At 70.8% G+C, this 25,696-nt stretch carries 20 protein-coding genes and 1 pseudogene; 18 read left to right on the forward strand and 3 right to left on the reverse strand.

What is annotated here, in order from left to right; genetic code table 11:
* The first annotated feature begins 41 nt into the window (after positions 1–41).
* From Vgi01_RS03575 to Vgi01_RS03605, 7 genes are all read left to right on the forward strand, one after another.
* Positions 42–1,190, forward strand: coding sequence for an ROK family transcriptional regulator (locus Vgi01_RS03575; protein WP_102656548.1), 1,149 nt, complete (start codon positions 42–44; stop codon positions 1,188–1,190).
* A gap of 317 nt (positions 1,191–1,507) precedes the next feature.
* A complete protein-coding gene (locus Vgi01_RS03580; RefSeq protein WP_102656547.1) occupies positions 1,508–2,563 on the forward strand; it encodes an extracellular solute-binding protein in 1,056 nt (351 codons plus the stop codon).
* A gap of 63 nt (positions 2,564–2,626) precedes the next feature.
* Entirely contained in the window at positions 2,627–3,700 is a 1,074-nt protein-coding gene (locus Vgi01_RS03585) for an ABC transporter ATP-binding protein (RefSeq protein WP_102656546.1), read from the forward strand.
* 5 nt (positions 3,701–3,705) lie between these two features.
* Complete coding sequence (locus Vgi01_RS03590; RefSeq protein WP_102656545.1) at positions 3,706–5,445, forward strand: ABC transporter permease; 1,740 nt, start codon at positions 3,706–3,708, stop codon at positions 5,443–5,445.
* Positions 5,433–6,308 (forward strand): creatininase family protein, encoded by an 876-nt coding sequence (locus tag Vgi01_RS03595; protein ID WP_102656544.1) that lies wholly within the window; start codon positions 5,433–5,435, stop codon positions 6,306–6,308. The genes Vgi01_RS03590 and Vgi01_RS03595 overlap by 13 nt, the downstream gene beginning before the upstream one ends.
* A 47-nt stretch (positions 6,309–6,355) precedes the next feature.
* A complete protein-coding gene (locus Vgi01_RS03600; protein ID WP_102656633.1) occupies positions 6,356–7,816 on the forward strand; it encodes an argininosuccinate lyase in 1,461 nt (486 codons plus the stop codon).
* 98 nt (positions 7,817–7,914) lie between these two features.
* Positions 7,915–8,814 carry an ROK family protein gene (locus Vgi01_RS03605; RefSeq protein WP_102656543.1) on the forward strand — a complete coding sequence of 300 codons (900 nt, stop codon included), beginning with the start codon at positions 7,915–7,917 and terminating at the stop codon, positions 8,812–8,814.
* Between the two features lie 72 nt (positions 8,815–8,886).
* Here the strand turns inward: Vgi01_RS03605 and ppc are convergent, their stop codons facing one another.
* Together ppc and Vgi01_RS03615 are read right to left on the reverse strand one after the other, a co-directional pair.
* Positions 8,887–11,673, reverse strand: coding sequence for a phosphoenolpyruvate carboxylase (ppc, locus tag Vgi01_RS03610; RefSeq protein WP_102656632.1), 2,787 nt, complete (start codon positions 11,671–11,673; stop codon positions 8,887–8,889).
* A 379-nt stretch (positions 11,674–12,052) separates the two neighbouring features.
* Positions 12,053–12,382 (reverse strand): hypothetical protein, encoded by a 330-nt coding sequence (locus Vgi01_RS03615; RefSeq protein WP_204290117.1) that lies wholly within the window; start codon positions 12,380–12,382, stop codon positions 12,053–12,055.
* Between the two features lie 329 nt (positions 12,383–12,711).
* On the opposite strand from Vgi01_RS03615, the gene mfd reads away from it, so the two are divergent.
* The 4 genes from mfd (at position 12,712) to Vgi01_RS03635 (ending at position 20,026) form a co-directional block, all read left to right on the forward strand.
* Positions 12,712–16,425 carry a transcription-repair coupling factor gene (mfd, locus tag Vgi01_RS03620; RefSeq protein WP_204290118.1) on the forward strand — a complete coding sequence of 1,238 codons (3,714 nt, stop codon included), beginning with the start codon at positions 12,712–12,714 and terminating at the stop codon, positions 16,423–16,425.
* 114 nt (positions 16,426–16,539) lie between these two features.
* Positions 16,540–17,313, forward strand: coding sequence for a hypothetical protein (locus Vgi01_RS03625; protein WP_204290119.1), 774 nt, complete (start codon positions 16,540–16,542; stop codon positions 17,311–17,313).
* 2 nt (positions 17,314–17,315) lie between these two features.
* Complete coding sequence (locus tag Vgi01_RS03630) at positions 17,316–18,308, forward strand: nucleoside triphosphate pyrophosphohydrolase (RefSeq protein ID WP_204290120.1); 993 nt, start codon at positions 17,316–17,318, stop codon at positions 18,306–18,308.
* A gap of 98 nt (positions 18,309–18,406) precedes the next feature.
* Positions 18,407–20,026, forward strand: a complete 1,620-nt coding sequence (locus Vgi01_RS03635) for a DUF885 domain-containing protein (RefSeq protein WP_204290121.1) — start codon at positions 18,407–18,409, stop codon at positions 20,024–20,026.
* 3 nt (positions 20,027–20,029) lie between these two features.
* On the opposite strand, the gene Vgi01_RS03640 is transcribed toward Vgi01_RS03635, so the two are convergent.
* Complete coding sequence (locus tag Vgi01_RS03640; protein ID WP_102656538.1) at positions 20,030–20,716, reverse strand: hypothetical protein; 687 nt, start codon at positions 20,714–20,716, stop codon at positions 20,030–20,032.
* Positions 20,717–20,927: 211 nt separating this feature from the next.
* Here Vgi01_RS03640 and eno point away from each other — a divergent pair, with 211 nt between their 5' ends.
* The 7 genes and pseudogenes from eno to Vgi01_RS03675 all read left to right on the forward strand — a co-directional run.
* Positions 20,928–22,211, forward strand: a complete 1,284-nt coding sequence (gene eno, locus Vgi01_RS03645; protein WP_102656537.1) for a phosphopyruvate hydratase — start codon at positions 20,928–20,930, stop codon at positions 22,209–22,211.
* 30 nt (positions 22,212–22,241) lie between these two features.
* Positions 22,242–22,880, forward strand: coding sequence for an FtsB family cell division protein (locus Vgi01_RS03650; RefSeq protein ID WP_102656536.1), 639 nt, complete (start codon positions 22,242–22,244; stop codon positions 22,878–22,880).
* A 22-nt stretch (positions 22,881–22,902) separates the two neighbouring features.
* Positions 22,903–23,460 (forward strand): DUF501 domain-containing protein, encoded by a 558-nt coding sequence (locus tag Vgi01_RS03655; RefSeq protein ID WP_204290122.1) that lies wholly within the window; start codon positions 22,903–22,905, stop codon positions 23,458–23,460.
* Complete coding sequence (locus tag Vgi01_RS03660) at positions 23,457–23,990, forward strand: amino-acid N-acetyltransferase (protein WP_233196616.1); 534 nt, start codon at positions 23,457–23,459, stop codon at positions 23,988–23,990. The genes Vgi01_RS03655 and Vgi01_RS03660 overlap by 4 nt, the downstream gene beginning before the upstream one ends.
* A gap of 112 nt (positions 23,991–24,102) precedes the next feature.
* On the forward strand, positions 24,103–25,044 hold the full coding sequence (locus Vgi01_RS03665; RefSeq protein WP_204290132.1) for a Ppx/GppA phosphatase family protein: 942 nt from the start codon (positions 24,103–24,105) through the stop codon (positions 25,042–25,044).
* 35 nt (positions 25,045–25,079) lie between these two features.
* Complete coding sequence (locus Vgi01_RS03670) at positions 25,080–25,283, forward strand: ribbon-helix-helix domain-containing protein (protein ID WP_204290123.1); 204 nt, start codon at positions 25,080–25,082, stop codon at positions 25,281–25,283.
* A gap of 23 nt (positions 25,284–25,306) precedes the next feature.
* Positions 25,307–25,657, forward strand: a pseudogene (locus tag Vgi01_RS03675) (type II toxin-antitoxin system death-on-curing family toxin); the annotation flags it as partial.
* Positions 25,658–25,696 lie beyond the last annotated feature (39 nt).

Below are 25,696 nucleotides of genomic sequence, written 5' to 3' on the forward strand. Positions count from 1 at the left end.
CGTTACTTGACGGCCCACTTTTTTCTCAGTAGGAAGAAACTGTGTCTGACAGAGCACCGACCAGTCCGGTCAGCCGTGAGCGGTCCCGCGAGATCAAGCGTCTCTCGGTGATCCTGGCTGCCCGGCAGGCGCGGCTGTTGTCCCGCGTGGACCTGGCCGAGATGACCGGCCTCCCCGCAGCGACGGTGACCGCACTCGTGCGGGAGCTCATCGCCGAGGGCTATCTCATCGAGCGAGGGCCGGGCGCACCCACCACCGGGCGACCGCGGGAGATGCTCGAGTTCAACCCGCGTGCCGAACTCGTCGCGGCGGTCTCGCTCGAACCACCCCGGATCAGTTGCGAGATCGCCGACAGCGAGGGCGCGATCATCGCGCACCGCACCGCACGGTTCGGCGGCGACGTGGTCGAGACCGTCTGCACGTTCGTCCTGGACCTGGTCGGCGACAACCTGCCGTCACTGCGCGGCGTGGCGATCGCGGTGCCGGGCGTCTCCACCAACGGCGCGGTACGCCTCGCGCCGTCGGTCGGGCTGGTCGAGGCGTGGCCGATCGGCGAGTCGGTCCAACAGCGACTCGGCGTACCGGTCGTCGTCGACAACGACGTCAACCTGATGGCCGCCGGCGAGTGCGTGGCCGGTGCCGGCGCCGACGTCGCCAACCTGCTGCTGATCCACGTCGCCGACGGCATCGGCGCCGGGCTCGTGCTCGACGGCAAGGTCCGGCGCGGAGCCAGCGGAGCCGCGGGCGAGGTGGGCTTCATGCCGGTGGACGCCGCGCCGGCGCGCAGCTACAGCGGCGTCGGCGAGTTCGAGGCCCGCTGGTCGGTGAACGCGATCACGGAGCGGCTGGTCGCGCTGCACCCGGGCCGTCGACCCGAGTCACCGGTACGGGAGCTGATCCAGCTCGCCGCCACGTCGAAGCCGGCCCGCGAATATCTCGACGAGGTCCTCGACGCCTGGGCGCGGCTCATCCTCTCCTGTGTCTGCGTGATCGACCCGGGGATGGTGCTGCTCAGCGGTGCCGCCGCCGAGCTTGACGACGCCGCGCTCGAACAGATCCAGAGCCTTCTCGCCGCCAAGACCCCCGCACCCACCGAGGTGCGTCGAGCCACCCTCGGGGACCAGGCCGTACTGCACGGAGCGATCAGCTACGCGCTCTCGGCTGCGGTCCCGCTGCCCTCACTGCCCTGACCACACCCTCGTAACCCGACCCCCACACCCCTGCAACCGCCACCCTCGTCCCCTACCCCGGAAGAACCGCCACCCGGAAGAACCGCCACCCCCGCACCACCACCGACCCCAAGCACCGATTCCCACGGGCACCCTGCCGCACCTTCGCGACCCCGTACGCGTCGGCGCGGCCGGCCACGACGTGGCCCGCTCCGTCGGCCTCGATCTCCGATCCGTGCCGCAACCGGCGGCCCACACCCTCCGGCATGCTCCGGAGCCCGATTTGCAGCTATCTATCGGAAATCTCCAATAGATCCCCCCGTCAAGTGGAGGTACCAATGAGACGTCGTCCTTTGGCCATTGCCATCGCGATCGGCGCAATGCTGGCTGTCACCGCAGGCTGCGGCGGCAGTGACGACAAGGACACCGGCTCGTCCGGCACACCGACGGCCGAGAAGTTCGTCATCTACAGCGCCCGCGACAAGTCGGTCACCGACTACGTCGTCGAGCAGTTCACGACCAAGAACCCCGAGTACAAGGGCAAGGTCGAGGTGCTCAACATGGGCGCCCAGGAGGTCCTGGAGCGGGTCCGGGCCGAGAAGGCCAACCCGCAGGCGTCCGTCTGGTGGGGCGGCACCCAGCAGGGTCTCGCCGCCGGTGCCTCGGAGGACCTGCTGGAGTCGTGGCAGCCCTCGTTCGCGGCGAAGATGGACGCGCGCTACAAGGACGAGCAGGGCCGTTGGTTCGGCGAGATCCTGCTGCCCGAGATCATCATGTACAACAACAAGGCGCTGACCCCGCAGACCGCGCCGCAGGACTGGGACGACCTGATCGACCCGAAGTGGAAAGACAAGATCATCATCCGGGACGTGGCTGCCTCCGGCACCATGCGCTCGATCTACTCCTCGATGATCCAGCGGCTCTCGCCGGACGGCTCCAACCCGCAGCCGGGCTACGAGTGGCTGCTCAAGCTCGACGCCAACACCGTCGAGTACGCCGCCAACCCGGCCGACCTCTACCTCAAGATGTCGCGTGAGCAGGGCGTGGTGAGCGCCTGGAACCTGCAGGACGTGCTGCTGCAGGCCAACGAGGGCATGCCGTTCGACTACATCATGCCGGCCTCCGGCGCTCCGGTGCTCGTCGACGGTGTCGCCGCGGTCAAGGGTGGCAACACCGCCGCCGCGCAGAAGTTCCTGGAGTTCCTCTTCGACGACTCGCTGCGCGCCACGCTCGCCAAGGACTACTTCCAGATCCCCGCGGTGGAGATCGGCGAGAAGCCGGAGTGGCTGGCCAACCTCAACCTCAAGCCGATGGACGTCGACTGGGACGTGATCGGCAAGAACGAGACGGCGTGGATCACTCACTGGAACGCCGAGATCAAGGACAAGGGCTGAGTTGACAGGGGTCCGGGTCGTGCCCCCCGGCACGACCCGGCTCCGTCCTGGAAGGACCCAGAAATGATCGATGTCCGGCTGACTGCCGTCAGCAAGCGCTTCGACAAGTCGAGCGATGCCGCGGCGGTCGACGATGTCACCGTCACCATCGGCGCCGGCGAGTTCTTCACGCTGCTCGGACCCAGTGGTTGCGGCAAGACGACGACCCTTCGGATGGTGGCAGGCTTCTACTTCCCGACCTCCGGGCAGATCCACTTCGGCGACGACGACGTCACGCACTTGTCGCCGAACAAGCGGGACACCGGCATGGTGTTCCAGAACTACGCGCTCTTTCCGCACATGACGGTGGCGCAGAATGTCGCGTACGGCCTCCGGGTCCGCCGGGTCTCCCGCGCCGAGCGGGACCGCCGGGTCGAGGAGGCGCTCGCCCAGGTCCACCTCTCCGGGTACGGCGCCCGACGCATCGACGCCCTCTCCGGTGGTCAGCAGCAGCGGGTCGCCCTGGCCCGCGCCCTGGTCATCCGGCCCCGCACTCTGCTGCTCGACGAGCCGCTGTCCAACCTGGACGCCAAGCTGCGCGAGGAGACCCGCACCGAGATCCGGCGGATCCAGCGGGAGAGCGGGAACACCGCCATCTACGTGACGCACGACCAGGCCGAGGCGATGGCGATGTCGGACCGGATCGCGGTCATGCAGTCCGGCAAGGTCCAGCAGGTCGGCTCCCCGCAGGAGATCTACTACCGGCCCGCGAACGCCTTCGTGGCCCGCTTCATCGGGCGCAGCAACGTGCTCAGCCTGCCGGTGGCCGGTGCCGGTGAGAACAGGGTCGAGGTGCGAATGCCCGACGGCACGACCCTCGAGGTCGGCGCCGCCCCGGGGCACGGCCTCACCGAGGGCGACACCGCGCTGGTGTCGGTCCGTCCCGAGCACATCACCATCGCCGGTGGGGAGGACGAGCCCGCCCTGCGGGGTCGGGTCACCCATGTCGAGTTCACCGGAATGGCCACCAACCTGACCGTGGACGCCGACGGCACCGAGGTGATGGCGGCCGTCATCGATGCGCCGTCGAGCATCAACGTCGGTGACCTGGTGGGCCTGCGGCTGGTCCGGGAACGCCTCTGGGTGGTCAAGCCGTGACCGTAATGCCCGAGACTTCACCGCCCCGGCTGGCCTGGTTGCGCCAGCGCCTGGCCGGCGGCACCAACTCACAGTGGTTCCCGTACCTGCTCGTGCTGCCGTTGGTCCTGGTGCTCTACGGCTACGTCGTGCACCCGATGTTCGCCACCTTCTCGGAGAGCGTCAGCGAGAACGGCACGCGCAACTACCTCCAGTTCTTCACCTCCTCCGGGGTCGCCCGGGAGTCGCTGTTCACCTCGCTGTTCATCTCCGCGGCGAGCGTGCTGCTCTGCGGCATCGTCGGCGTGGCGATGGCGTTCCTGCTCAAGCGGTTCAGCTTCCGCGGTCGCCGGCTCATCGAGGCGATCATCCTGGTGCCGGCCGCTCTGCCGCCGCTGATCGGTGCCGTGTCGTTCCAGTTGCTCTACAGCAACATCGGCATCGTGCCCCGGGGGTTGCAGGCACTCTTCGGCACCGAGCGGCCGATCATGGCCTTCGACGGGATCGCCGGGGTGCTCGTGGTGCACACGTTCACCATGTACCCCTTCTTCTACCTCGCGGCCGCCGCGGCGCTCGCCGGGATGGACCCGTCGGTCGAGGAGGCGGCGTACAACCTCGGCGCCGGCCGGGTACGGGTCTGGCGCACCGTCCTGCTGCCGATGCTCACCCCGGCGATGGTCTCGGCGTCGCTGCTGGTCTTCATGACCTCGCTGGCGTCCTACACCGCGCCACTGCTGTTCAACGTCAGCCAGACCATGACGATGCAGATCTACATCAACCGCACCAACGGCGACCTGCCGATGGCCTCGGCGTACGCCTCGGTGCTGGGCATCGTCTCCATCATCTTCCTGCTGGCGATGCGGTGGTACGAGGGTCGGCGCAGCTACCAGTCGCAGTCGAAGGGCATCTCGGCGAACCGTCGGGAGCTGACCAACCCGATCGGCCGGTGGCTCGCCCCGGTCGCCTCGGTACTGGCCACCATGGTGCTGCTCGCCCCGGTCGCCACGATCGCCCTCGTGGCCTTCTCCGAGAACCGGACCTGGACCACCCAGGTGCTGCCGGAGACGTACACCCTGGACAACTTCGTCACCATCTTCTCCGACCCCAAGGCGTTCGAGCCGATCCTCAACTCGCTGCAGATGAGCCTGCTCGCCGCCATCGGTTGTGTGGTGATCGGTGTGCTCGTCGCGTACGCCGTGCGGCGCCTGAAGTTCATCGGCCGTGGACTGCTCGACGTGGCGGTCATGATCGCCTGGGCACTGCCGGGCACTGTCGTCGCGATCAACCTGATCTCGGCCTTCAGCACCGGCAACGCGTTCAGCTTCGGGCAGGTGCTGATCGGCACCTTCTGGATCCTGCCGCTCGCCTACTTCGTGCGGTTCCTGCCGATCGTGTTCCGGTCCAGCTCCGCGGCGCTGGCGCTGATCGACCCGTCGCTGGAGGAGGCCGCCCGTAACCTCGGCGCCTCCTGGCTGCGGGCCTTCTACACCATCACCGTACGGCTGATGCTGCCCGGCGTGCTGGCCGGCGCGTTGCTGGCCTTCGTGCACGGTGTCGGCGAGTTCGTCGCCTCGGTGCTGATCTACACCTCCTCGACCGTGCCGATCTCGGTGGCGATCAACAACCGGATGTACTCGTTCGAACTCGGCACCGCCGCGGCCTACGGCATGCTCCAGGTGGCGCTGATCTTCGTGGTGATGTGGTTCTCCGGCCGGCTGGAGAGCAGCCGCACCGCGACCCGGAGGGCCGAGCAGTGGACGAACTGATCGAACGGTGGAAGGCCGAGGGCGGACTGCTGCCCATCACCCGGGTACCCGGCCACGCGCTGGCCGCCGTGGCCGAGGCCGCCGACCTCGCGGTGCTGCCGGTCGGTGCGGTCGAGTGGCACGGTCCGCACCTGCCGCTCGGCACCGACCTGCTGCTCGCCGAGGGGTTCGCCGGTGAACTGGCCACCGGTACGGCCCGCGCCGTGCTCTTTCCCGCCGCGCCGTACGCCGCCTGCCCCGGCCAGACCCGGCCCTGGCCGGGCACGGTGGCGCTGCGACCCGAGATCGCCGTGGGCTACCTCAGCGACGTGCTCGCCGGCATCGTGGAGTCGGGCTTTCCCCGGCTGCTCGTGGTCAACGGGCACGACGCCAACCTCTCCACGGTCCGTGCCGCGATGGAATGGGTGTCCGGCCGGCACCTGGCGAGCCTGCTGCTTGTCAACTGGTTCCAGCTGGTCGGCCCGGACGAGACGGGCGAGATCTTCGGTGCCCTGCCGGCCCGGGGACACGGCGGGGCGTACGAGAGTTCGGCAGTGCTCGCCTTCGACCCCGAGGCGGTGCACCTGTCCGCCACACCGGACCTGCCGCCGAAGCCGAAGCTGCCCACCCCGTACCCGTACGTGCTCATCGAGTCGCGACCCGACCCCTGGCAGGGCTGGTCGGGTCATGTCTCGCTGGCCAGCGAGGCGGCCGGGCAACGGATCCGCCACCTGGCCGGCGCGCGGCTGCGTGAGGTGATCGAGGCGTGGCTGGCAGCACCGTTACCCAGCCCGCCAGGGACGGACCAGCCCGGCTGGTCCGGCCGGCCGGCCTGGTCCGACCGACCTGACGGGAGCGGAAGGTCGGACCAGGCGGTCGGGTGACCCACTCGTCGGCTGCGCAGGACAACGGACCACATTGGGAGGCCACCATGACCCCGTCACTGACCACGTACCAACAGCACCATCTGCGCGTCGTGTTCGAGCATCACGCCGCCAACCTGTACCCGGCCATGGTCAAGGCCAGCCAGGCCCACGTCGTCATGCTCGCCGAGCAGGGCCTGATCCCCGCCGACTCCGCCGCGATGATGCTGCGTGGTCTGCTCGTCCTTGCCCAGGACCGGCCCGAGGACCTCGACTACGACGGCAGCGTCGAGGACGTCTACTACACGCTGGAGAAGCGGCTCGCCGCCGCCTGCGGGGTCGAGCCCTCCCAGCTCAGCGTGCAACTCGCCCGCAGCCGTAACGACCTCGACGCCGGGGTCTTCCGGATGGTGCTGCGCGACCAGCTGCTCGCCGTGCTCGACGCGGTGCTGGCGACCGGCCGGACCGTGCTGGACCGGGCCGATCGGCACGCCGACGTGGTGGTCACCGGCTACACCCACCGACGTCCGGCCCAGCCGACGAGCATCGGGCACGTCTTCGCCGGCTACGCCGAGGCGCTGGCCGGTGAGGGCGTCGCCTACGCCGACCTGCTCGACGAGATGAACCGTTCGCCCCTGGGCTCCTGCGCGTTCGCCGGCACCGACCTGGACATCTCGCCCCGCCGCCTGGCGGACCTGCTCGGCTTCGAGCGGCTCGTCGTCAACTCCTACGAGGCGGTGGCCGGTGCCGATCACCTGGTCCGGGTCGCCACCCTCAACGCGCAGTCACTGGCCACCGGGGCCCGGCTGGCCCGTACCCTGATGGACTGGCTGACCTGGGGCTGGGTGGTCACCCCCGGCTCGTTCACCCAGGGCAGCAGCATCATGCCGCAGAAGCGCAACCCGGTCGTACTGGAACACCTGGTGTCGATGGCCGGCGCTGCCGCGGCCGACGCCGCCAGCGTGCTCAACAACGTCGGCGCCGCCTGGTGGGAGGACTCCAACAACGCCACCACCGACGTGCAGGCCCGGCTCTGGGACAGCGACGACCGGGCGTACCGGTTCTTCAACCTGCTCGGCGGGCTGATCGCGGAACTGGATCCGCTGCGTCCGCCGACCAGCGAGGAGATCGTCGCCTCCGGTGCCACCACGACCGCCGCCGCCGACGCGCTGGCCCGCCACGGCGTACCGTTCCGGGGCGCTCACTCGCTGCTCGGCCGGCTGGTACGGGCCGGCGCGCCCGCCACCTGGACCGTCGAGGACGTCCGTACCGCGGCGGTCGACCTCGGCATCGCCGACCAGCTCGACGAGGTCGCGATCAGTGACCTGCTGGCCGCCGCCGTCCGCCCCGAATTCGTGCTCCGCCGCGCCCAGGCCGACGGCCCGGGCGAGACCGCAGTACGGGAGCAGGTGGCGCAGCTGCGGTCGATAATGGACGATGTGGCTGCGCGGGCGGATGCCCTGCGGGAACGGCTGCACCGTGCCGACGCGGCTCTGGCCGAGGCGGTCGCGGCGAGGGTGAGCCCGTGACCGGGCAGCAGACACAGCATCGTGTGACAGCGGCAGTTGTGTCACCGCGACCACAGAACCACCTGGACCGACGGCCCGAAGGGCGATTTGACATCACCATGGAACAACCGGCAAACCCGCGACTGCTCGGTATCGACTTCGGCGGCACGAAGATGGCGATCGGCGTGGGTGACGTCGATGGTCGGCTGCTCGTCTCCGAGCGCCTGCCGACAAACGCCGAGCAGGGTGCGCAGCAGGCTCTGACCCGGGCGCTCGACCGGGCGCGGGAACTCGCCGACGGTACGGGCGGCACGATCGTGGCGGCCGGCATCGCCTCTCCCGGCGTGGTTCACGACCACTCCATCGAACTGGCACCGAACGTCCCCGGTTGGGAGCAGCTGCGCCTCGCCGAGGAGGTCCGCGCCCACCTCGGAGTGGCCTCCGTACGGGTGGCGAACGACCTCAACGCCGCCGCCTACGCCGAGCTGCGCCACGGCGCGTTGCGCGGCGTCGATTCCGGCCTGGTGATCGGGCTCGGGACCGGCGTGGCCGCAGCGGTGACGATCGGCGGCGAGGTGATCGCCGGACACCACGGCGCGGCCGGCGAGATCGCCTACGGTCTGACCGACCACAGCTGGCCCGCCGGTCTGGAGCCGATGCTGGAGGCGACCTTCTCCGGTCGGGCCCTGGACGAGTTGGCACAGCGCCTCGGACTGACCGGGCAGGCCGCCGCGCTCTGCGCCGCCGCGGCCCAACCCGGCCGGTTCCGGGACGAGCTGCGCCTGCGCGTCGACGAGTTGGCCCGCCACCTCGTCACCTGCTGCCTGCTGCTCGACCCGCACCGGATCGTGCTGGTCGGCAGCGTCGCCGGCAACGAGGTGGTGCGGGAGTTGCTCATCGAGCGGCTGACCCACGCGCTGCCGTACCAGCCGGAGATCGTCCTGTCGGCGTTCGCGCAGGACGCCGCGCTGCTCGGCTCGCTCGCCATGGCCGTGGAGGCGCTCCCGGCGACCGTCTGAGAACTCGTGAACGGCGAACCGGCCCAAGCTGTCGCTCGGGCCGGTTCGCCGTTTCGCCAGATGATGCCGGCGTCAGCCGGTGTTGCGCATGCCGGCGGCGATGCCGTTGACGGTGGTGAGCAGGGCACGTTCCAGCGCCGTACCGTCGTTGGGGGCGCGCCGGCCGCCCGGTGCGGTGACCACCGCCCGACCGGCCGCACCGGAGTCGCGGTACTGCCGCAGCAGCGCGACCTGGAGGTGGTGCAGCGGCTCCAGGTAGGTGTCGCGCACCGCGAGGGTGCGTTGCAGCACGGGGGAGTTCTCCAGCAGGTCCGGTGAATCGGTGACGGCCAGCACCTCGCGCCGGGTCAGCTCGTACTCCGCCTCGATCTTGTCGAAGATCGGGTGCAGCTTCTTCGGGACCAGGGTCTCCACGTACCGCCGGGCGATGCCGAGGTCGGTCTTGGACAGCATCATCTCCACGTTCGACAGGAACGTGCGGAAGAAGTGCCAGTTGCGGTGCATCTCGGCCAACACGTCGGCCAGCCCGGCCTCGCGTGCGGCGGCCAGGCCGGAGCCCACGCCGTACCAGCCGGGCACGATCTGCCGGGTCTGGGTCCAGCCGAACACCCACGGGATGGCCCGCAGACCGGACAGCCCGGCCCCGGTGTTCGGGCGCTTCGCCGGACGGGAGCCGATGTTCAACGCGCCGAGCAGCTCGGTCGGCGTGGACGCCCAGAAGTACGCCGGCAGATCCGGATCCTCCACGAGCGAGCGGTACGACCGGTAGGCCGACTCGGAGACCGCGTCCATCGTGGCGTCCCAGCGCTCCAGCATCTCGGCGGGCTGCCGGGGTGCGGTGTGCAGCAGGGTGGCCTGGAGCACGGCGGCCACGGTCAGTTCCAGGTTCTCCCGGGCCAGCGCCGGCAGGGTGTACTTGTCGGAGATCACCTCGCCCTGCTCGGTCACCTTGATCGCGCCGTCCAGGGTGCCGTACGGCTGGGCCAGGATCGCGTCGTGGGTGGGGCCACCGCCGCGACCCACCGTGCCGCCCCGGCCGTGGAACAGTCGCAGGTGCACCCCGTGCCGGGCGGCCACGTCCCGCAGCGCCCGCTGCGCCCGGTGGATGGACCACTGGCTGGTGGTGATGCCGGCCTCCTTGTTGGAGTCGGAGTAGCCCAGCATCACCTCCTGCACGTCACCCCGGGCCGCCACCAGCGCCCGGTACGCGGGCAGCGACAGCAACTCGTCGAGCAGCTCACCACCGGCGTTCAACTCGGCGGGAGTCTCCAGCAGCGGCACGATGCCGATGCGTGCCCGCCCGCTGTGCACGTCGACGAGCCCCGCCTCGCGGGCCAGCACCACGGCGGCGAGCACGTCGTCCACCCCGAGGGTCATCGAGATGATGTACGACTCGATGACCTCGCTGCCGAACCGGTCCTGCGCCTCGCGGATGGTGCTGAACACGTCGAACGTCTTGCGGGCCGACTCGGACAGCGGAGTGTCCGCAGCCGACAGCGGTCGGCGGCCGGTCAGCTCGTCGGCGAGCAGCTTGGTGCGCTCCAGCCGGCTCAACGACGGGTAGTCGTCGACCTCGCCGACCGCCGCGTACAGCTGGGCCAGTACCTCGTGGTGCTTCTCGGCGTGCTCCCGCACGTCCATGGTCGCCAGGTGCAGGCCGAACGCGGAGACCGTACGGATGGTCGAGGCGAGCCGCCCCACGGCGGTGAGCTGACCGGAGTTGCGGGCCAGCGAGGCGCGCAGCAGCTCCAGGTCGGCGATCAGCTCGGCCGAGCCCCGGTAGTCCCGCCCCGGCACGTGCGGGGTGCCCTGACGCAGCCGGGCCCGGGTGTTTGCCAGCTTGGCGCGTACGCACCGGGCCTTGAGCCGGTACGGCTCCTCGGCGTTGACCCGGCGGAACCGGGGGGCCACCTCGGGCAGCGCGTCCAGGTCGGCGGCGAGGCTGGCGGACAGGTCCAGCGACACCCCGCGCAGCCGGCGGGACACCGACACCTCGTTGATCAGTTCTTCCATCGCCGCCTCGGTGGCGGTCAGCCCGTGCTCGTGCTGGATGGCCAGCACCTCGCGGGTGACCGTCGGGGTGACGAACGGGTTGCCGTCCCGGTCGCCGCCGATCCAGGTGCCGAAGGTCAACGGGCGGGCCGTCGGTGAGGTCTCCACGCCGAGGGTGCGCAGCGTCTCGGCGAGGTCGTCGAGCACCTGCGGGGCGGCCTCGGCGTACAGGTCGCGTAGGTAGTAGATGGCGTTGCGGGCCTCGTCGGTCGGGTCGGGACGATCCAGCCGCAGCTCGTCGGTCTGCCACATCAGGTCGAGCAGCTCGGCCAGCCGACGGTTCGCCGGGCCCTCGTCGCTGGCGCCGTAGAGGATCGCGTTCGCGGTCTCGGTGTCCAGCTCGTCGGCGATGGCGCGCAGCTTCGACAGGATCGACCGGCGGGCCGCCTCGGTCGGGTGGGCGGTGAAGACCGGCCGGATCGCCAACCGGCGGGCCACCGCGGCGATCTCCTCCGCCGGCACTCCCCGCTCGGAGATCATCTTGGCCGCCTGGTCCAGCCAGCCACCCTGCACGGCCCGACGTCGACGCAGGTCGCGGGCCCGATGCACCTGCTCGGTGATGTTGGCCAGGTGGAAGTAGGTGGAGAAGGCGCGAGCCAGCTTCGTGCCGGTGGTCACGTCCAACCCGCCGAGGCGGCGGGCGGCGGCCGGGGCGTCGGTACGGACCTGGGCGCGGATCTCCTCCACGAGGTCGAGCAGCGGCCGACCCTCCTGGCGCGCCAGGGTCTGCCCGAGCAGGGTGCCCAGCCTGCGGATGTCGGCGCGCAGGGCGGCGTCGGGGCCGTCGTGATCGTGCTGGTCGGTCACCATGCGCTCCTCACGGTAGTGCGAAGGACAGCGCTGTCCGACTTCCCCCGATCGTATCCGCGTCAGCCCGGCTGAAAGGAGGGGACCCTTGTTATCGCTTTCTGTATAGGAAGGGCCCCTTCTTAACGTCACGGGCTGTCGATCGGCGAATATCAGTGCTGGTCGGGACGGTGGTGTCCGCGAGCGAACGCCGGTGTGCGGGCCGCCGAAACGGGGCTGCGGTGATCAATCCCACGTCGGTACCGTCGGGGCGTGGCAGCGTTGATCTACCCGCCCAAGCCCCGGCCCGGCCGGAAGGCGCGCCGTTACGCCGAAACGGTGGGATCCGCAGGGGTGGGAAGCCGCCGTTACGGCGTAACGGAGTCGATCAAGAGAGCCCTCAGGTGAGGTGGCAGCGGTTGGCGCTGAAGTGAGCGACGGCGGCGAGGATCTCCGCCTCGGACTTGTCAGCGAAGTTGAGGGTGGCGACCAGGCCGGAACCGTGCAGGGCGCTCAGCGCCGCACTGTCCAGCGCCGTGTAGAAGCCGGCCTTCGGCAGTATCCGGGGATCGTAGGGCTTGACCACGAGCATCTTCTCGAAGAGCCAGCGGCGACGGGAGATCTGCGCGATGGCCTCCCAGGGCAACCAGACCGCCTGACCGCGGGTGGGCCGGGTACGGATCCACAGCCCGGCCGGGCTCAGCGCCAGCACCGGGGCACGCCCGAACAACCACAACTGGATCCCGATCGGGACGGCGCTCAGCGCGAGCTCGGGGCGCGGCTGGCGGCTGGCCGCCGTACGGCGGTTGCGGCGGATAGCCGGGTGGCGGGTTGGTCACGGTACTCCGGTGTCAGACGGATACGGACGTCCAGCGTGGGAAGCCGATCAGAGACAGGCGACAGCGTCAATGTTCTCCGGTGCGCGTGGGTGAGCCCGAGCACGGCAACAGCCGTGGACGGCGCGGGATCGTCGCCCCGGAGAGATAGTGTCGACCGGTATGACCCCCCGTCCGTTCGGACGCGGGGTGCTCGTCGTGTCCTCGCGTCTCGGAAGTGATCATGACTGCGCTCACCGGACTGTTCGCCGCCGCCCTTGCCGACCCCGGTCTGGCGCGGGTCCGTGACCTGGCGCGCTCCGGTGCGGCCCAGGTCGACGGGCTCGACCTGACCGCCCCGCCGGCGCTGCGCCCGTTCGCGGTAGCCGCCGTCGCGGCCGACCCCACCACCGGAACCGGCAAGCAGGGCAGCGGCAAGCAGGGCGCCGGCAAGCAGGGCGGCGACAAGCAGGGTGGCGGCGCGGGGCGGCCGGTGCTGGCGGTGACGGCGACCAGCCGCGAGGCCGAGGACCTGGTCGCCGCGCTGGGCACGCTGCTGCCGGCCGAGCAGGTGGCGATCTTCCCGAGCTGGGAGACGCTGCCGCACGAGCGGCTCTCGCCGCGCTCGGACACCGTGGGCCGCCGGCTGGCGGTGCTGCGCCGGCTCGCGCATCCGGACGCCACCGACGCGCACGGGCGTACCGGGCCGTTGCGGGTGGTCGTGGCGCCGGTGCGGTCGCTGCTGCAACCGCAGCTCAAGGGGCTCGGTGACCTGGAGCCGGTGCGGCTGTCCGCCGGGGACGAGGCCGACCTGGAGCAGGTCGCCCGCCGGTTGACCGACATGGCGTACGCCCGGGTCGACCTGGTCACCAAGCGGGGCGAGTTCGCCGTGCGCGGCGGCATCCTGGACGTCTTCCCGCCCACCGACGAGCATCCGTCGCGGGTCGAGTTCTGGGGCGACGAGGTGGAGGAGATCCGCACCTTCGCCGTCGCCGACCAACGCACCATCGAGCAGGTCGCCCAGCTCTGGGCGCCGCCCTGTCGGGAACTGCTGCTCACCCCGGCGGTACGCGAGCGGGCCGCCGCGCTGGCGCAGCAGCACCCGGAGCTGGCCGAGATCCTGGACAAGCTGGCCGGCGGCGTACCGGTGGAGGGAATGGAGTCCCTCGCCCCGGCGCTGATCGGCACGGACTCCATGGAACTGCTGCTGGACTGCATGCCCAGGGGCACCCACGTCCTGCTCTGCGACCCGGAGCGGATCCGCACCCGCGCGCACGACCTGGTGCGTACCTCGGACGAGTTCCTGGCGGCCAGCTGGGCCGCGGCCGCCGTCGGAGGCAAGGCCCCGATCGACCTCGGCGCCGCCGCCTTCCGAACCCTGGCCGACGTACGCGCGCACGCCGCGACCCTGCGCCAGCCCTGGTGGACGCTGTCCCCCTTCGGGCTGGCGGAGCCGGGTGCCGCGGCTGCCCGGGAGCCCTGGGAGGACGCACCGGACACGGTCGACGTCACCCCGGACGACGCGATCGCGGTGACGCTCGCCGCCCAGCCGGCACCGCTCTACCACGGTGAGACGGCCCGGGTGGTCGACGACCTGAAGCGGTGGGCCGGCGAAGGCTTGTCGATCGTGCTGGTCTTCGAGGGGCACGGTCCCGCCCAGCGGGCGGTGGAGGTGCTGCGCGACGGTGGCCTGGGTGCCCGGCTGACCGAGCAGGTGCCGGCCGCGCCCGCCCCCGGCGAGCTGCTGGTCACCTGCGGCAGCCTGACCGGTGGCTTCGTCGACGAGGCGGCCCGGTTCGTGCTGCTCACCGGCAACGACGTCACAGGTGGTCGGGGTGCCTCGACCCGGGACATGCGCAAGATGCCGAGCCGGCGGCGCAACACCATCGACCCGCTGGAGTTGCGGGCCGGCGACCACGTGGTGCACGAGCAGCACGGCATCGGCCGGTACGTGGAACTGGTGCAGCGCACGGTCAACGGCGCGTCCCGCGAATACCTGGTCATCGAGTACGCCCCGAGCAAGCGCGGCCAGCCGGGCGACCGCCTCTTCGTCCCCACCGACCAGCTCGACCAGCTCAGCCGGTACGTCGGCGGCGAGCAGCCCACCCTGCACAAGATGGGTGGCTCGGACTGGCAGAAGTCCAAGGCCCGCGCCCGCAAGGCGGTCAAGGAGATCGCCGCCCAGCTGATCCAGCTCTACGCCGCCCGCAAGGCGTCCAAGGGGCACAACTTCGGGCCGGACACGCCGTGGCAGCGGGAGTTGGAGGACGCCTTTCCCTGGCAGGAGACGCCCGACCAGCTCGCCGCCATCGACGAGGTCAAGCGGGACATGGAGCAGAGCGTCCCGATGGACCGGCTGATCTGCGGCGACGTCGGCTACGGCAAGACCGAGATCGCGGTACGCGCGGCGTTCAAGGCGGTGCAGGACGGCAAGCAGGTCGCCGTGCTGGTGCCGACCACCCTGCTGGTGCAGCAGCACTACAACACCTTTGCCGAGCGGATGAGCCAGTTCCCGGTGACCATCCGGCAGCTGTCCCGGTTCCAGACCCCTAAGGAGGCCGAGCAGACGCTGGAGATGGTGGCCAACGGCACGGCCGACATCGTCATCGGCACTCACCGGCTGCTGGCGGCCTCCACCCGGTTCAAGTCGCTGGGGCTGGTGATCGTCGACGAGGAGCAGCGCTTCGGCGTCGAGCACAAGGAACACCTGAAGTCGATGCGGGCCGCCGTCGACGTGTTGAGCATGTCGGCCACCCCGATCCCGCGAACCCTGGAGATGGCGATCACCGGCATCCGGGAGATGTCGACAATCGCCACCCCGCCGGAGGAGCGGCACCCGGTGCTCACCGCCGTCGGGGCGTACGACGACCGGCAGGTGGCCGCCGCGATCCACCGTGAGCTGCTCCGCGACGGCCAGGTCTTCTACCTGCACAACCGGGTCGAGTCGATCGAGCGGACCGCCCGCAAGCTGCGGGAACTGGTGCCCGAGGCGCGGGTCGCGGTGGCGCACGGCCAGATGGGCGAGGACGCCCTGGAGAAGGTCATGGTCGGCTTCTGGGAGAAGGAGTTCGACGTCCTGGTCTGCACCACGATCGTCGAATCCGGCATCGACATCCCGAACGCCAACACCCTGATCGTGGAGCGGGCCGACCTGCTCGGCCTGGCCCAGCTGCACCAGATCCGGGGCCGGGTGGGCCGGGGGCGGGAACGGGCGTACGCGTACTTCCTCTACCCGCCGGACAAGCCGCTCACCGAGCACGCCCACGAGCGGCTGGCCACCATCGCCCAGCACACCGAGTTGGGCGCCGGCATGTACGTGGCGATGAAGGACCTGGAGATCCGGGGCGCCGGCAACCTGCTCGGCGGCGAGCAGTCCGGTCACATCGAGGGCGTCGGCTTCGACCTGTACGTCCGGATGGTCGGCGAGGCGGTGTCGGCGTTCAAGGGCGAGCAGCCCGAGGAGGAGACGGACGTCAAGATCGACCTGCCGGTGGATGCGCACCTGCCGCACGACTACGTAGGTGTGGAACGGCTGCGCCTGGAGATGTACCGCAAGCTCGCCGAGGCCCGCGACGAGGAGCGGCTGCGCGAGGTGGCCGCCGAGATGACCGACCGGTACGGCGAACCGCCCGCCCCGGTGCAGAACCTGATCGCGGTGGCGCGGTTCCGGCTGCTGGCCCGCCGTTACGGCCTGACCGACGTCAGCGTGCAGGGCAAACACCTGCGCTTCAGCCCGCTGCCGCTGCCCGACTCGAAGCAGATGCGGCTCAAGCGCTACCACCCCGACTCGGTCTACAAGACCGCGTTGGACCAGGTGAGCGTTCCGCGTCCGACGACCCGCCGGATCGGTGGGGAGCCGCTGCGCGACCAGGCCCTGCTGGACTGGTGTGCCCAGTTGCTCTCCGACGTCCTCGGTGCCCCCACCGCCGCCCAGCCCGCGACCGCCGGAGCCCGCTGACCCGCCACCGCCGGAGCCCGCTGATCCGCGACTGCCGGAGCCCGCTGACCCACCAGTCGGCTCCGGCGGAACCCTCCCAGGCAGGGCGGGAACCGGTCATGAGAGAGTGACGGAATGCGTGCTCGCCGTCTTGTCGCCGTCGCCAGCGTGGCGGTCGGCCTGGTTGCCCTCTCCGCGTGTCGTTCCGAACCCGGTGTCGCCGCCTACATCGGTGATCACTCGATCACCGAGGATGCGGTCACCGCGCTCATCGACGACGCGCGGACGAAGAACCCGGCGCCGACCGAGGAGGACGCGGCCATGCCGGGGCAGCAGCCGCGGCTGCCCGGGCGCAGCGAGGTGGTGAGCGTTCTGGTGCTCAGCGAGGTGTGCGAGCGGGTCTCCGCCGCCGAGAACTACCGGCCCCAGAACGTCGTCGATCCCGCGCAGATCGCCCAGGGTGTCGGCATGAACCCCGAGACCGAGTACGTGCGGCGTACCGCCGAGCTCTACAGCTGCCTGTCCGGCATTCCGGTCGGCGAGCCGGTGGCCCCGACCCAGCAGGAGCTGACCGAGCTGGTCAACGCGGGCAAGCGGGCCGGCGCGGTGCCGGCCGAGGTGACCGTCGAGGAGGCCGCCGGCCAGCTCGACGGTGAGCAGCTGCGCTACGCGCTGGCCAACCGCAACTCGCTGGCCGAGGCGGTCGAGGCGTACGACGTGACGGTCAACCCCCGTTACCGTCCGCTGGTGTTCCCGGTGTTGAGCTTCTCGGGTGCGACTCCGATCGTCGCGGTGGGCGTGCCGCTCGGTGAGCCGGCCTCCACGGCGGTCACCGACGTCTCCACCCCGAAGCCGCAGTTGGCGGACCACGCGGACGAAGGGGACCACGCGGGTCACGGGCACGGCTGAGCATGCCTCGGATCGTCCTGCTGGTGACCTCACCCCGGTTGCCGGCCGGTCTGCTGACGGCAGCCGCCTGGGATGTCGTACGCGCCGCTGTGGTGTTGGCCGGGGCGGAGAGTGAGCTGACCACGGCGATCCGGTCGGCGGGCGGGCAGGTGCGGGTGCCGGACGGCCCGGTGGTGCCGGCGCTGCTGGACGCCGCAGCGGCGCACGACACGGTGGTCTGGTTGGCCGGCCCGGCCGGTGACGAGGCGCTGGCCCGGGAACTCGGCCTGCGGCTGGCCCGGGAGCCGGGCCTGGCCGAGATGGAGCTGATGTACGGCTCCTGGGATCCGCCAGGTGCCCGGCTGCTCGACGCGGTGGCGGTGCTGGACCGGCTGCTCTCGCCCGGCGGCGATCCCTGGAAGCGGGCGCAGACCCACCAGAGCCTGGCCGGCTTCCTGCTGGAGGAGTGCTACGAGGCGTACGACGCGATCGTCGCCTCGGACACCGACTCGCTTCGCGAGGAGTTGGGCGACGTGCTGCTCCAGGTGGTGCTGCACGCTCGGCTGGCCGAGGAGTTGCCCGAGGACGAGCGGTGGACCATCGACGACGTGGCCGGTGGCCTGGTCGACAAGATGATCCGCCGTAACCCGCACGTCTTCGCCGGTGCCGAGGCAGGCAGCCTGGAGGAGATCACCGCCAACTGGGAGCGGATCAAGCAGGCCGAGAAGGCTCGTAAGTCGGTGCTGGACGGCGTCGCCCTGAGCCAACCGGCCCTCTCCCTGGCCACCCAGATCCTGGAACGCGCCACCCGCGCCAACCTCATCGCTCCCCTCCCCACCCCCGAAACCCAACCAACCCCCGAACAGACCCTGGGCGCCACCCTCCTCTCCACAGTGGCCAATGCCCACGCCGCCGGCCTCAACCCGGAATCCGCCCTCCGCCACACCACCCTCACCTACGCCAAAACCCTCCCCACCCCCGAACCCCCACCCCAACCCCCCACCCCGTCGAGTTGATCAAGAAGTTTGCGTCTGAATCGCTGCCCTGTCAGACGCAAAGCTCTTGATCGACAAGCGTGGCGTCGGGGGGTCGGCCCGGTGGGTAGGGTCGGGGGATGGAGCGGTTCGAGGTGGTGGCGGAGCGGATCGTCGAGGCGCTGCTGGTCAGTCGGCCGGGGTTGGCCGGGGTGGCCGGGGATCATCGGTTCGATGATCGGTTGCCGGATCTGAGTGCTGACGCTGTCGCGGGGGACCGGGCGATGCTCGTCGACGCGGCGAGTGTGCTGTGTGAGACCGACGGAGATTCCCTCGATGTCGAGGAGCGGGTGGATCATGCGCTGCTGTCCACGCTCGTCGACCGGCAACTGTTCGAGCTGACCGAGATTCGCGAACACGAGTGGAATCCGCTCGTGCACAACCCCGGGCCACTGCTGAACGGGCTCCTCGTCCGGCCGTACGCGCCGGCCGAGCAACGGCTGACCGCGCTTGTCGGCCGGCTGACCGCCGTACCGGATGCCCTGGCCACCGCGCGCGCGACGCTGCGTGACATGCCCCGCGTGCACGCCGAGACGGCCGTCGGGCAGTTCACCGGCGCAGCCGCGCTGATCCGTGACGAGGTGCCGGCGCTGCTCGCTCAGGCACCGGCGTTGCTGGACCAGGTCGAGCCGGCGGCCACCGGCGCGATCGCCGCGCTGGAGGAGTTCGTCGCCTGGCTGCGCGTCGGTCTGGCCGCCGACGCGGGGCCCGGCCGCGATCCGCGACTGGGCCGCCGCCGGTGGGAGGCGCGGCTGTGGTACGCCCTCGACACCGAGCTGAGCGCCGCCGAGATCCAGCGCCGGGCCTGGGAGAACCTGGACCGGGTCGGCGAGGAGATCCGCGCGGCGGCGGTCGAACTGGTCGGCGGCCCGGCCGACGACGAGGCGGTACGCCGAGCCCTGGACCTGCTCGCCGCCGAACATCCGGACGATCACACAATCGTCGACCTGGCCTCGATCACCATGGACGAGGCGAGCGACTTCGTCCGCGCCCACGACCTGGTCACCGTGCCGGAGGACCCGTGCGTGATCCAGGTGATGCCGGAGTTCGCCAGGGGCGTGGCGGTGGCCTACTGCGACGCGCCCGGTGCGCTGGAGACGGCCGAGGTGCCCACGTTCTACTGCATCGCGCCCACCCCGGCGGACTGGCCGGCGCACCGGGTGGACTCGTTCTATCGCGAGTACAACGACCACATGATCCGCAATCTGACCGTGCACGAGGCGATGCCGGGGCACTTCCTGCAGCTCGCCCACGCCCGCCGCCACCTGGGCTCCACCCGGGTACGGGCGCTGACCCGTTCCGGCCCGTTCGTGGAGGGCTGGGCGGTCTACGCCGAGCAGGTGATGTCCGAGCACGGCTTCGGTGGTCTGCCGGTGCGTCTGCAGCAGCTCAAGATGCAGCTGCGGATGACCCTCAACGCGCTGCTCGACCAGTTGGTGCACGCCGAGGAGCTGCCCGAGGCCGAGGCGATGGCGCTGCTTACCGGACGCGGCTTCCAGGAGGAGGGCGAGGCGGCGGGCAAGTGGCGACGTGCCCTGCTCACCTCCACTCAGCTGTCCACCTACTTCGTCGGCTACAGCGAGGTGGCGGAGATTGCCGCAGCCCGTCCGGCCGAGGTGTCGCTCCGCGACTGGCACGACGCGATGTTGGCCCACAACTGCCCACCGCCGCGCCACCTGCGCACCCTGTTGGGGTGCTGAGGCTCAGGAGCCGGCCCGACGGCGGTCCACGATCCCGGCGCCCTGCGGCAGCTCGAAGGTCGCCCCGTCGACCTGCTCCTGGAATCGGCTCAGCGCCAGTTCCACAGGTTCGCCGTCGACCCGGCCGGTGAAGCTGCCCAGCGCCCCCTCACCTGTCACGCAGGCGGAGAAGTTCTCGACGGCCTGCTGCACCTCGACACAGGTGGCGAGGAGACCGGCGACGGTGGTGCCGCTCTGGGTGATCACCGCGCCCGGGTCCAGGCCGGCGGCGGTCAGCAACCCCATCACCATCGGCGGGGTGACCAGACCTTCCCGCTCGGCGGCGGCGTAGACGACCGTCGAGGGGTTGCTGTCGGCGGCGGGCGGGGCGTGCAGGGTGCAGACCGTACGCTTGCCCTCGGTGTCGCAGCGGGCCGTCGCCTCGGCGGTGGCCGTCAGCTTCCCGCCCGGCCACTCGTACGCCGACCGGTCCGGGTCCTGCGCGATGAGGGCGGTCCGCCCTCCGCCGAGCTGGTACTCCGCCGAGTAGGTCAGCTCCAGCGCCCGATTCATCCGGGCAGCCAGATCGTTGACGATGTCGGTCCGCCCCATGGCCCGCCCGGCGTCGTCCAGAGCCTGACAGCCCGTGACGCTGAGCAACACGACGACTGACGCGGCGAGCGCACGAAGGGTGGCCGAGGGGGCGGGCATGGTGACCAGCCTGATCGATCGGATCCCGCTCGTGCAAACCCGTTGTCGGTTGACGCACGAGAATCCGGGAATGTCCGACCCGTCCCTACGGACCAGTGCGGCCCGGTCGCGGTGTGGGCAGGCGGTGACCGATACGCTGCGTTCAACACACCTGCCTCAGCCGCACCGTCGCGGCCGATACCGGACGAGACCACACAAGAGGAGCGACTCAGTGGCAACCATCGAGGTAATCGAGGCTCGGGAGATCCTGGACTCGCGGGGTAACCCGACCGTCGAGGTCGAGGTCGGGCTGGACGACGGGACGATCTCCCGGGCGGCCGTGCCTTCCGGCGCCTCGACCGGCGCCTTCGAAGCGGTCGAGCTGCGCGACGGTGACAAGGGCCGCTACCTGGGCAAGGGAGTGGAGAAGGCGGTCGCCAACATCGAGGACCGGATCGTCGACCAGCTGATCGGCTACGAGGCCAGCGAGCAGCGGGTCATCGACCAGAAGATGCTCGACATCGACGGCACCGACAACAAGTCCGAGCTGGGCGCCAACGCCATCCTGGGCGTCTCGCTCGCGGTGGCGAAGGCCGCGGCCGGCAGCGCCGAGCTGAGCCTGTTCCGCTACCTCGGTGGGCCGAACGCGCACCTGCTGCCGGTGCCGATGATGAACATCCTCAACGGTGGGGCGCACGCCGACAGCAACGTCGACATCCAGGAGTTCATGATCGCGCCGATCGGTGCGCCGAGCTTCCGGGAGGCGCTGCGTTCCGGTGCCGAGGTCTACCACGCGCTGAAGTCGGTGCTGAAGAAGAAGGACCTGTCGACCGGGCTCGGTGACGAGGGCGGCTTCGCCCCGAACCTGCCCACCAACGCCGCCGCGCTGGACCTGATCGCCGAGGCGGTGGAGAAGGCCGGCTACCGGCTCGGCACCGACATCGTCTTCGCCCTCGACGTGGCGGCCACCGAGTTCTTCTCCGACGGGACGTACACCTTCGAGGGGGTCGCCAAGACCGCCGAGGAGATGAGCGAGTACTACACCAAGCTCGCCGACGCGTACCCGATCGTGTCGATCGAGGACCCGCTGGCCGAGGACGACTGGACCGGCTGGCAGACGCTCACCGCCGCGATCGGTGGCCGGGTGCAGATCGTCGGCGACGATCTGTTCGTCACCAACCCGCAGCGCATCGCCCGGGGCATCGCCGAGAAGGCCGCCAACGCCGTCCTGGTGAAGGTCAACCAGATCGGCTCGCTCACCGAGACGCTGGACGCCGTCGACCTGGCCCACCGGGCCGGCTTCAAGTGCATGATGAGCCACCGTTCCGGCGAGACCGAGGACACCACCATCGCCGACCTCGCGGTGGCCACCGGCTGCGGCCAGATCAAGACCGGTGCCCCGGCCCGTTCGGACCGGGTGGCGAAGTACAACCAGCTGCTGCGGATCGAGGAGGAGCTGGCCGACGCGGCGCGGTACGCCGGCGCGGGCGCTTTCCCGCGCTACCGTTCCGCCTGAGCCGATGCGAGACCTCGGGGGAGGGGTGTGATGCACCAGCGCCGCACGCCGGGTGGTCAGCGACCGGCCCGCCGGCCGGCTCGCCCTGGCACCGGCCGGGGCACGGTCCGCGACGGCGGGGTGCGCGCGCAGTCGCGTACCGCCGGTCGCGCGCCGTCGGCCGCTCGCGGTGCCGAGGGCGTACGCTCCGCCAAGCGGCCTGCCGCCAGGCGGGCGGCGGCCGGCGGGGTGACCCGGCTGGCCGCCCCCCGACCCCGAGGTCTCACCGGACGCGCCACCGTCCTCATCGCGGTGTTGATCGCGTTGGCGCTGGCCTACACCTATCCGGTCCGGGTCTACCTGGATCAGCAGGCGGACATCGAACGGATGGAGGCCGCGCAGGCGGCCCAACGGGAGCTGATCGCCGAGCTGACCACCCAGGCCGAGAAGTGGCAGGACAAGGCGTACATCGAGACGAAGGCCCGGGAGCGGTTCTTCATGCACCGGCCCGGCGAGAAGATGGTGATCCTGCTGGAGGATCCGGCCGGGGCGGCCCGGGACGCGGGCGAGAGCGGGGAACCGACGGCACCTGTCGAACCGGACGCCTGGTACGAAACCCTCTGGTCGAGTGTGCGGGCCGCGGACGCCGCGCGGACCGACGTCGAGACCGACGCGCAGCTGGACGAATGAGCACCGAACGAGAGATGGCACCGTGACTGTCGTACCACCGCCGGAGCCGGCGGCGGCTTCCGTACCCCCGCCCGAGCGTGAGCCGGCCACCGAGGCCGACCTGGCCGCGGTCGCCGCGCAGCTCGGCCGCCCGCCCCGGGGGACCCGCGCGGTGGCCCACCGCTGTCCCTGCGGCCTGCCCGACGTGGTGGAGACGACCCCCCGGCTGGCCGACGGCACCCCGTTTCCCACCCTGTACTACCTGACCTGCCCCCGGGCGACCGCCGCGTGCAGCCGGCTGGAGTCGGCCGGGCTGATGCGCGAGATGGCGGACCGGCTGGCCACCGACCCGGAACTGGCCGCCCGCTACCGCGCCGCGCACGAGGACTACCTGGCCCGCCGGGACGCCATCGCCGAGGTGCCGGAGATCGCCGGCATCTCGGCCGGCGGCATGCCGGGCCGGGTGAAGTGCCTGCACGTGCACCTCGGTCACGCGCTCGGCGCCGGGCCCGGAGTCAACCCGTTCGGTGACGAGACCCTCGACCTGGTCGAGCCCTGGTGGACGGCCGGGCGCTGCGTCGACGTGCCGGAGAGCGAGTGACCGCCGAGGCGACCCAGGCGGTGCCCGACGACATCGTGATCCGGCGGGCCCGCACCGCCGACGTACGGGCCATCCGGCGGCTGGTGGACACCTACACCGACGATCGGCGGCTGCTCAGCAAGGCCACCGTGACCCTCTACGAGGACGTGCAGGAGTTCCGGGTGGCCACCCGGGTCAGCGACGGCCGGGTGGTGGGCTGCGGCGCGCTGCACGTCATGTGGGAGGACCTGGCCGAGATCCGTACCGTCGCCGTCGACCCGTCCTGCCGGGGACGGCGGATCGGGCACCGGATCGTCGCCGAGCTGATCGACGCGGCCCGCGAGCTGGGCGTGGCCCGGATCTTCGTACTGACCTTCGAGACCAGCTTCTTCGCCTCGTTCGGCTTCACCGAGATCGACGGTGCGCCGGTGCCGCACGCGGTCTACGAGCAGCTGCTGCGCTCCTACGACGAGGGTGTCGCCGAGTTCCTCGACCTGGAACGGGTCAAGCCGAACACCCTGGGCAACACCCGCATGCTGCTGCGGCTCTGACCTCGGCGGGGCGGGACGCCCGCGAGCGCGGTCAGGTCGGGTCGTGGCCGGTACCGGCGAGCAGGCGTTCGCGGCTTGCCGGCGCTATAGGGTGACCGACGTGACGACGCGTGTGGCCGCCATCGACTGCGGAACCAATTCCATCCGGTTGCTGGTCGCCGACCTACCCGACCCGTCGGCGGGCTCGACCGCGCCCCTGGTCGACCTGAGTCGGCGAATGGAAATCGTCCGGCTCGGGCAGGGGGTCGACGCGACCGGCCGGCTGGCGCCGGAGGCGATCGAGCGGACCCGGGTCGCGTTGACCGACTACGCCGCCGACATCGCGAAGCTGGGCGCCGAGCGGGTCCGGATGTGCGCCACCTCGGCCACCCGGGACGCGGAGAACGCGGCTGACTTCCGGGCCATGGTGGAGCAGACCCTCGGGGTACCGCCCGAAGTGGTCAGCGGCGACGAGGAGGCCCGGCTCTCCTTCACCGGCGCGGTGCGCGGGCTGCCCGCCGACGCGCAGTCGCCGTACCTGGTGGTGGACATCGGTGGCGGTTCGACGGAGTTCGTCGTCGGCAGCCGCGACGCGGGCGTGCACGCCGCGATCTCGATGGACATCGGCTGCGTCCGGATGACCGAGCGGCACCTGCACGGCGACCCGCCCAGCCTCGACGAGGTCGCCGCCGCGCAGGCGGACATCGCGGTCGCGGTGGACCGGGCGCTGACCGCCGTGCCGGGACGCGAGGCGTCCACCCTGGTCGGGCTCGCCGGTTCGGTCACCACCGTGGTCGCGATCGCCCAGGAACTCACCGAGTACGACCCGACCCGCATCCACCACGCCCGCGTGTCGTACGACCGGGTGGCCGAGGTGACCGCGCGGCTGCTGACCCTGACCCGTGAGCAGCGGCTGGCCATCCCGGTGATGCACCCCGGTCGGGCCGACGTGATCGGTGCCGGGGCCCTCGTCCTCCGCGTGATCATGGAGCGGGCCGGCATGGATTCGGTGGTCGCCTCCGAGCACGACATCCTCGACGGCATCGCCTGGAGCCTGGCGGCGACCTCGAGATAGGTGCTTCCCCTGCGTGTGGCCGGTATCATTTCCATATGATCACCACGGTCAATCTCCCTGACGGACTGCACGAACGGCTCAAGCAGCTTGCCGAGCAGGAGCACCGGTCGATGAACGCCACCATCGTTGTGGCCGTCGAGGAGTACGTCTCGGCGCGCAATCATCGTGCCCGCGTGCGGGATCTTGCGCGGGAGGTTGCCGAGCGTGACGCCGAGCTGCTGCGGCGGTTGGCGGAGTGATCAACTAATTCGAGGTCGACGACCTCGTGGAGATCGCCTCGATCGTGTTGGGTGAGACGCCGCAGGTCCGTGATTTCGGTCTGCTCTCTTCGGCGGTGGTCCGCCCGGCCACCGTGGCGTTCGGCCAGGAGGCTTATCCCGACCTCTGGGCCAAGACCGCCGCGCTGCTGCACTCGGTCTGCATGAACCACGCGCTGATCGACGGGAACAAGCGTCTCGCCTGGGCGGCGGCGCGGGTGTTTCTGGCCCTCAACGAGGTGCCGATCCAGGATGTCGACGTTGATCAGGCCGAGGCTCTCGTGATGTCGGTGGCCAGCGGCACCCTGACCGAGGTTTCGGACATCGCCCGCGAGCTCCGCAAGCTCTATGTCTGAGCCTTCGACAGAACCTCTGTCGCAGATGCCGGACGGTAT

The sequence above is a fragment of the Micromonospora gifhornensis genome, assembly GCF_016863515.1.
GTDB classification, from domain to species: Bacteria; Actinomycetota; Actinomycetes; order Mycobacteriales; family Micromonosporaceae; genus Micromonospora; species Micromonospora gifhornensis.

Coding starts and splice junctions, on each gene's coding strand:
- Vgi01_RS03625 (WP_204290119.1), top strand. CDS start 16,540: ATGCGTGCTCGCCGTCTTGTCGCCGTCGCCAGCGTGGCGGTCGGCCTG.
- Vgi01_RS03605 (WP_102656543.1), top strand. CDS start 7,915: ATGGAACAACCGGCAAACCCGCGACTGCTCGGTATCGACTTCGGCGGC.
- mfd (WP_204290118.1), top strand. CDS start 12,712: ATGACTGCGCTCACCGGACTGTTCGCCGCCGCCCTTGCCGACCCCGGT.
- Vgi01_RS03670 (WP_204290123.1), top strand. CDS start 25,080: ATGATCACCACGGTCAATCTCCCTGACGGACTGCACGAACGGCTCAAG.
- Vgi01_RS03650 (WP_102656536.1), top strand. CDS start 22,242: ATGCACCAGCGCCGCACGCCGGGTGGTCAGCGACCGGCCCGCCGGCCG.
- Vgi01_RS03630 (WP_204290120.1), top strand. CDS start 17,316: ATGCCTCGGATCGTCCTGCTGGTGACCTCACCCCGGTTGCCGGCCGGT.
- Vgi01_RS03640 (WP_102656538.1), bottom strand. CDS start 20,716: ATGCCCGCCCCCTCGGCCACCCTTCGTGCGCTCGCCGCGTCAGTCGTC.
- Vgi01_RS03585 (WP_102656546.1), top strand. CDS start 2,627: ATGATCGATGTCCGGCTGACTGCCGTCAGCAAGCGCTTCGACAAGTCG.
- Vgi01_RS03590 (WP_102656545.1), top strand. CDS start 3,706: ATGCCCGAGACTTCACCGCCCCGGCTGGCCTGGTTGCGCCAGCGCCTG.
- Vgi01_RS03635 (WP_204290121.1), top strand. CDS start 18,407: ATGGAGCGGTTCGAGGTGGTGGCGGAGCGGATCGTCGAGGCGCTGCTG.
- Vgi01_RS03580 (WP_102656547.1), top strand. CDS start 1,508: ATGAGACGTCGTCCTTTGGCCATTGCCATCGCGATCGGCGCAATGCTG.
- Vgi01_RS03600 (WP_102656633.1), top strand. CDS start 6,356: ATGACCCCGTCACTGACCACGTACCAACAGCACCATCTGCGCGTCGTG.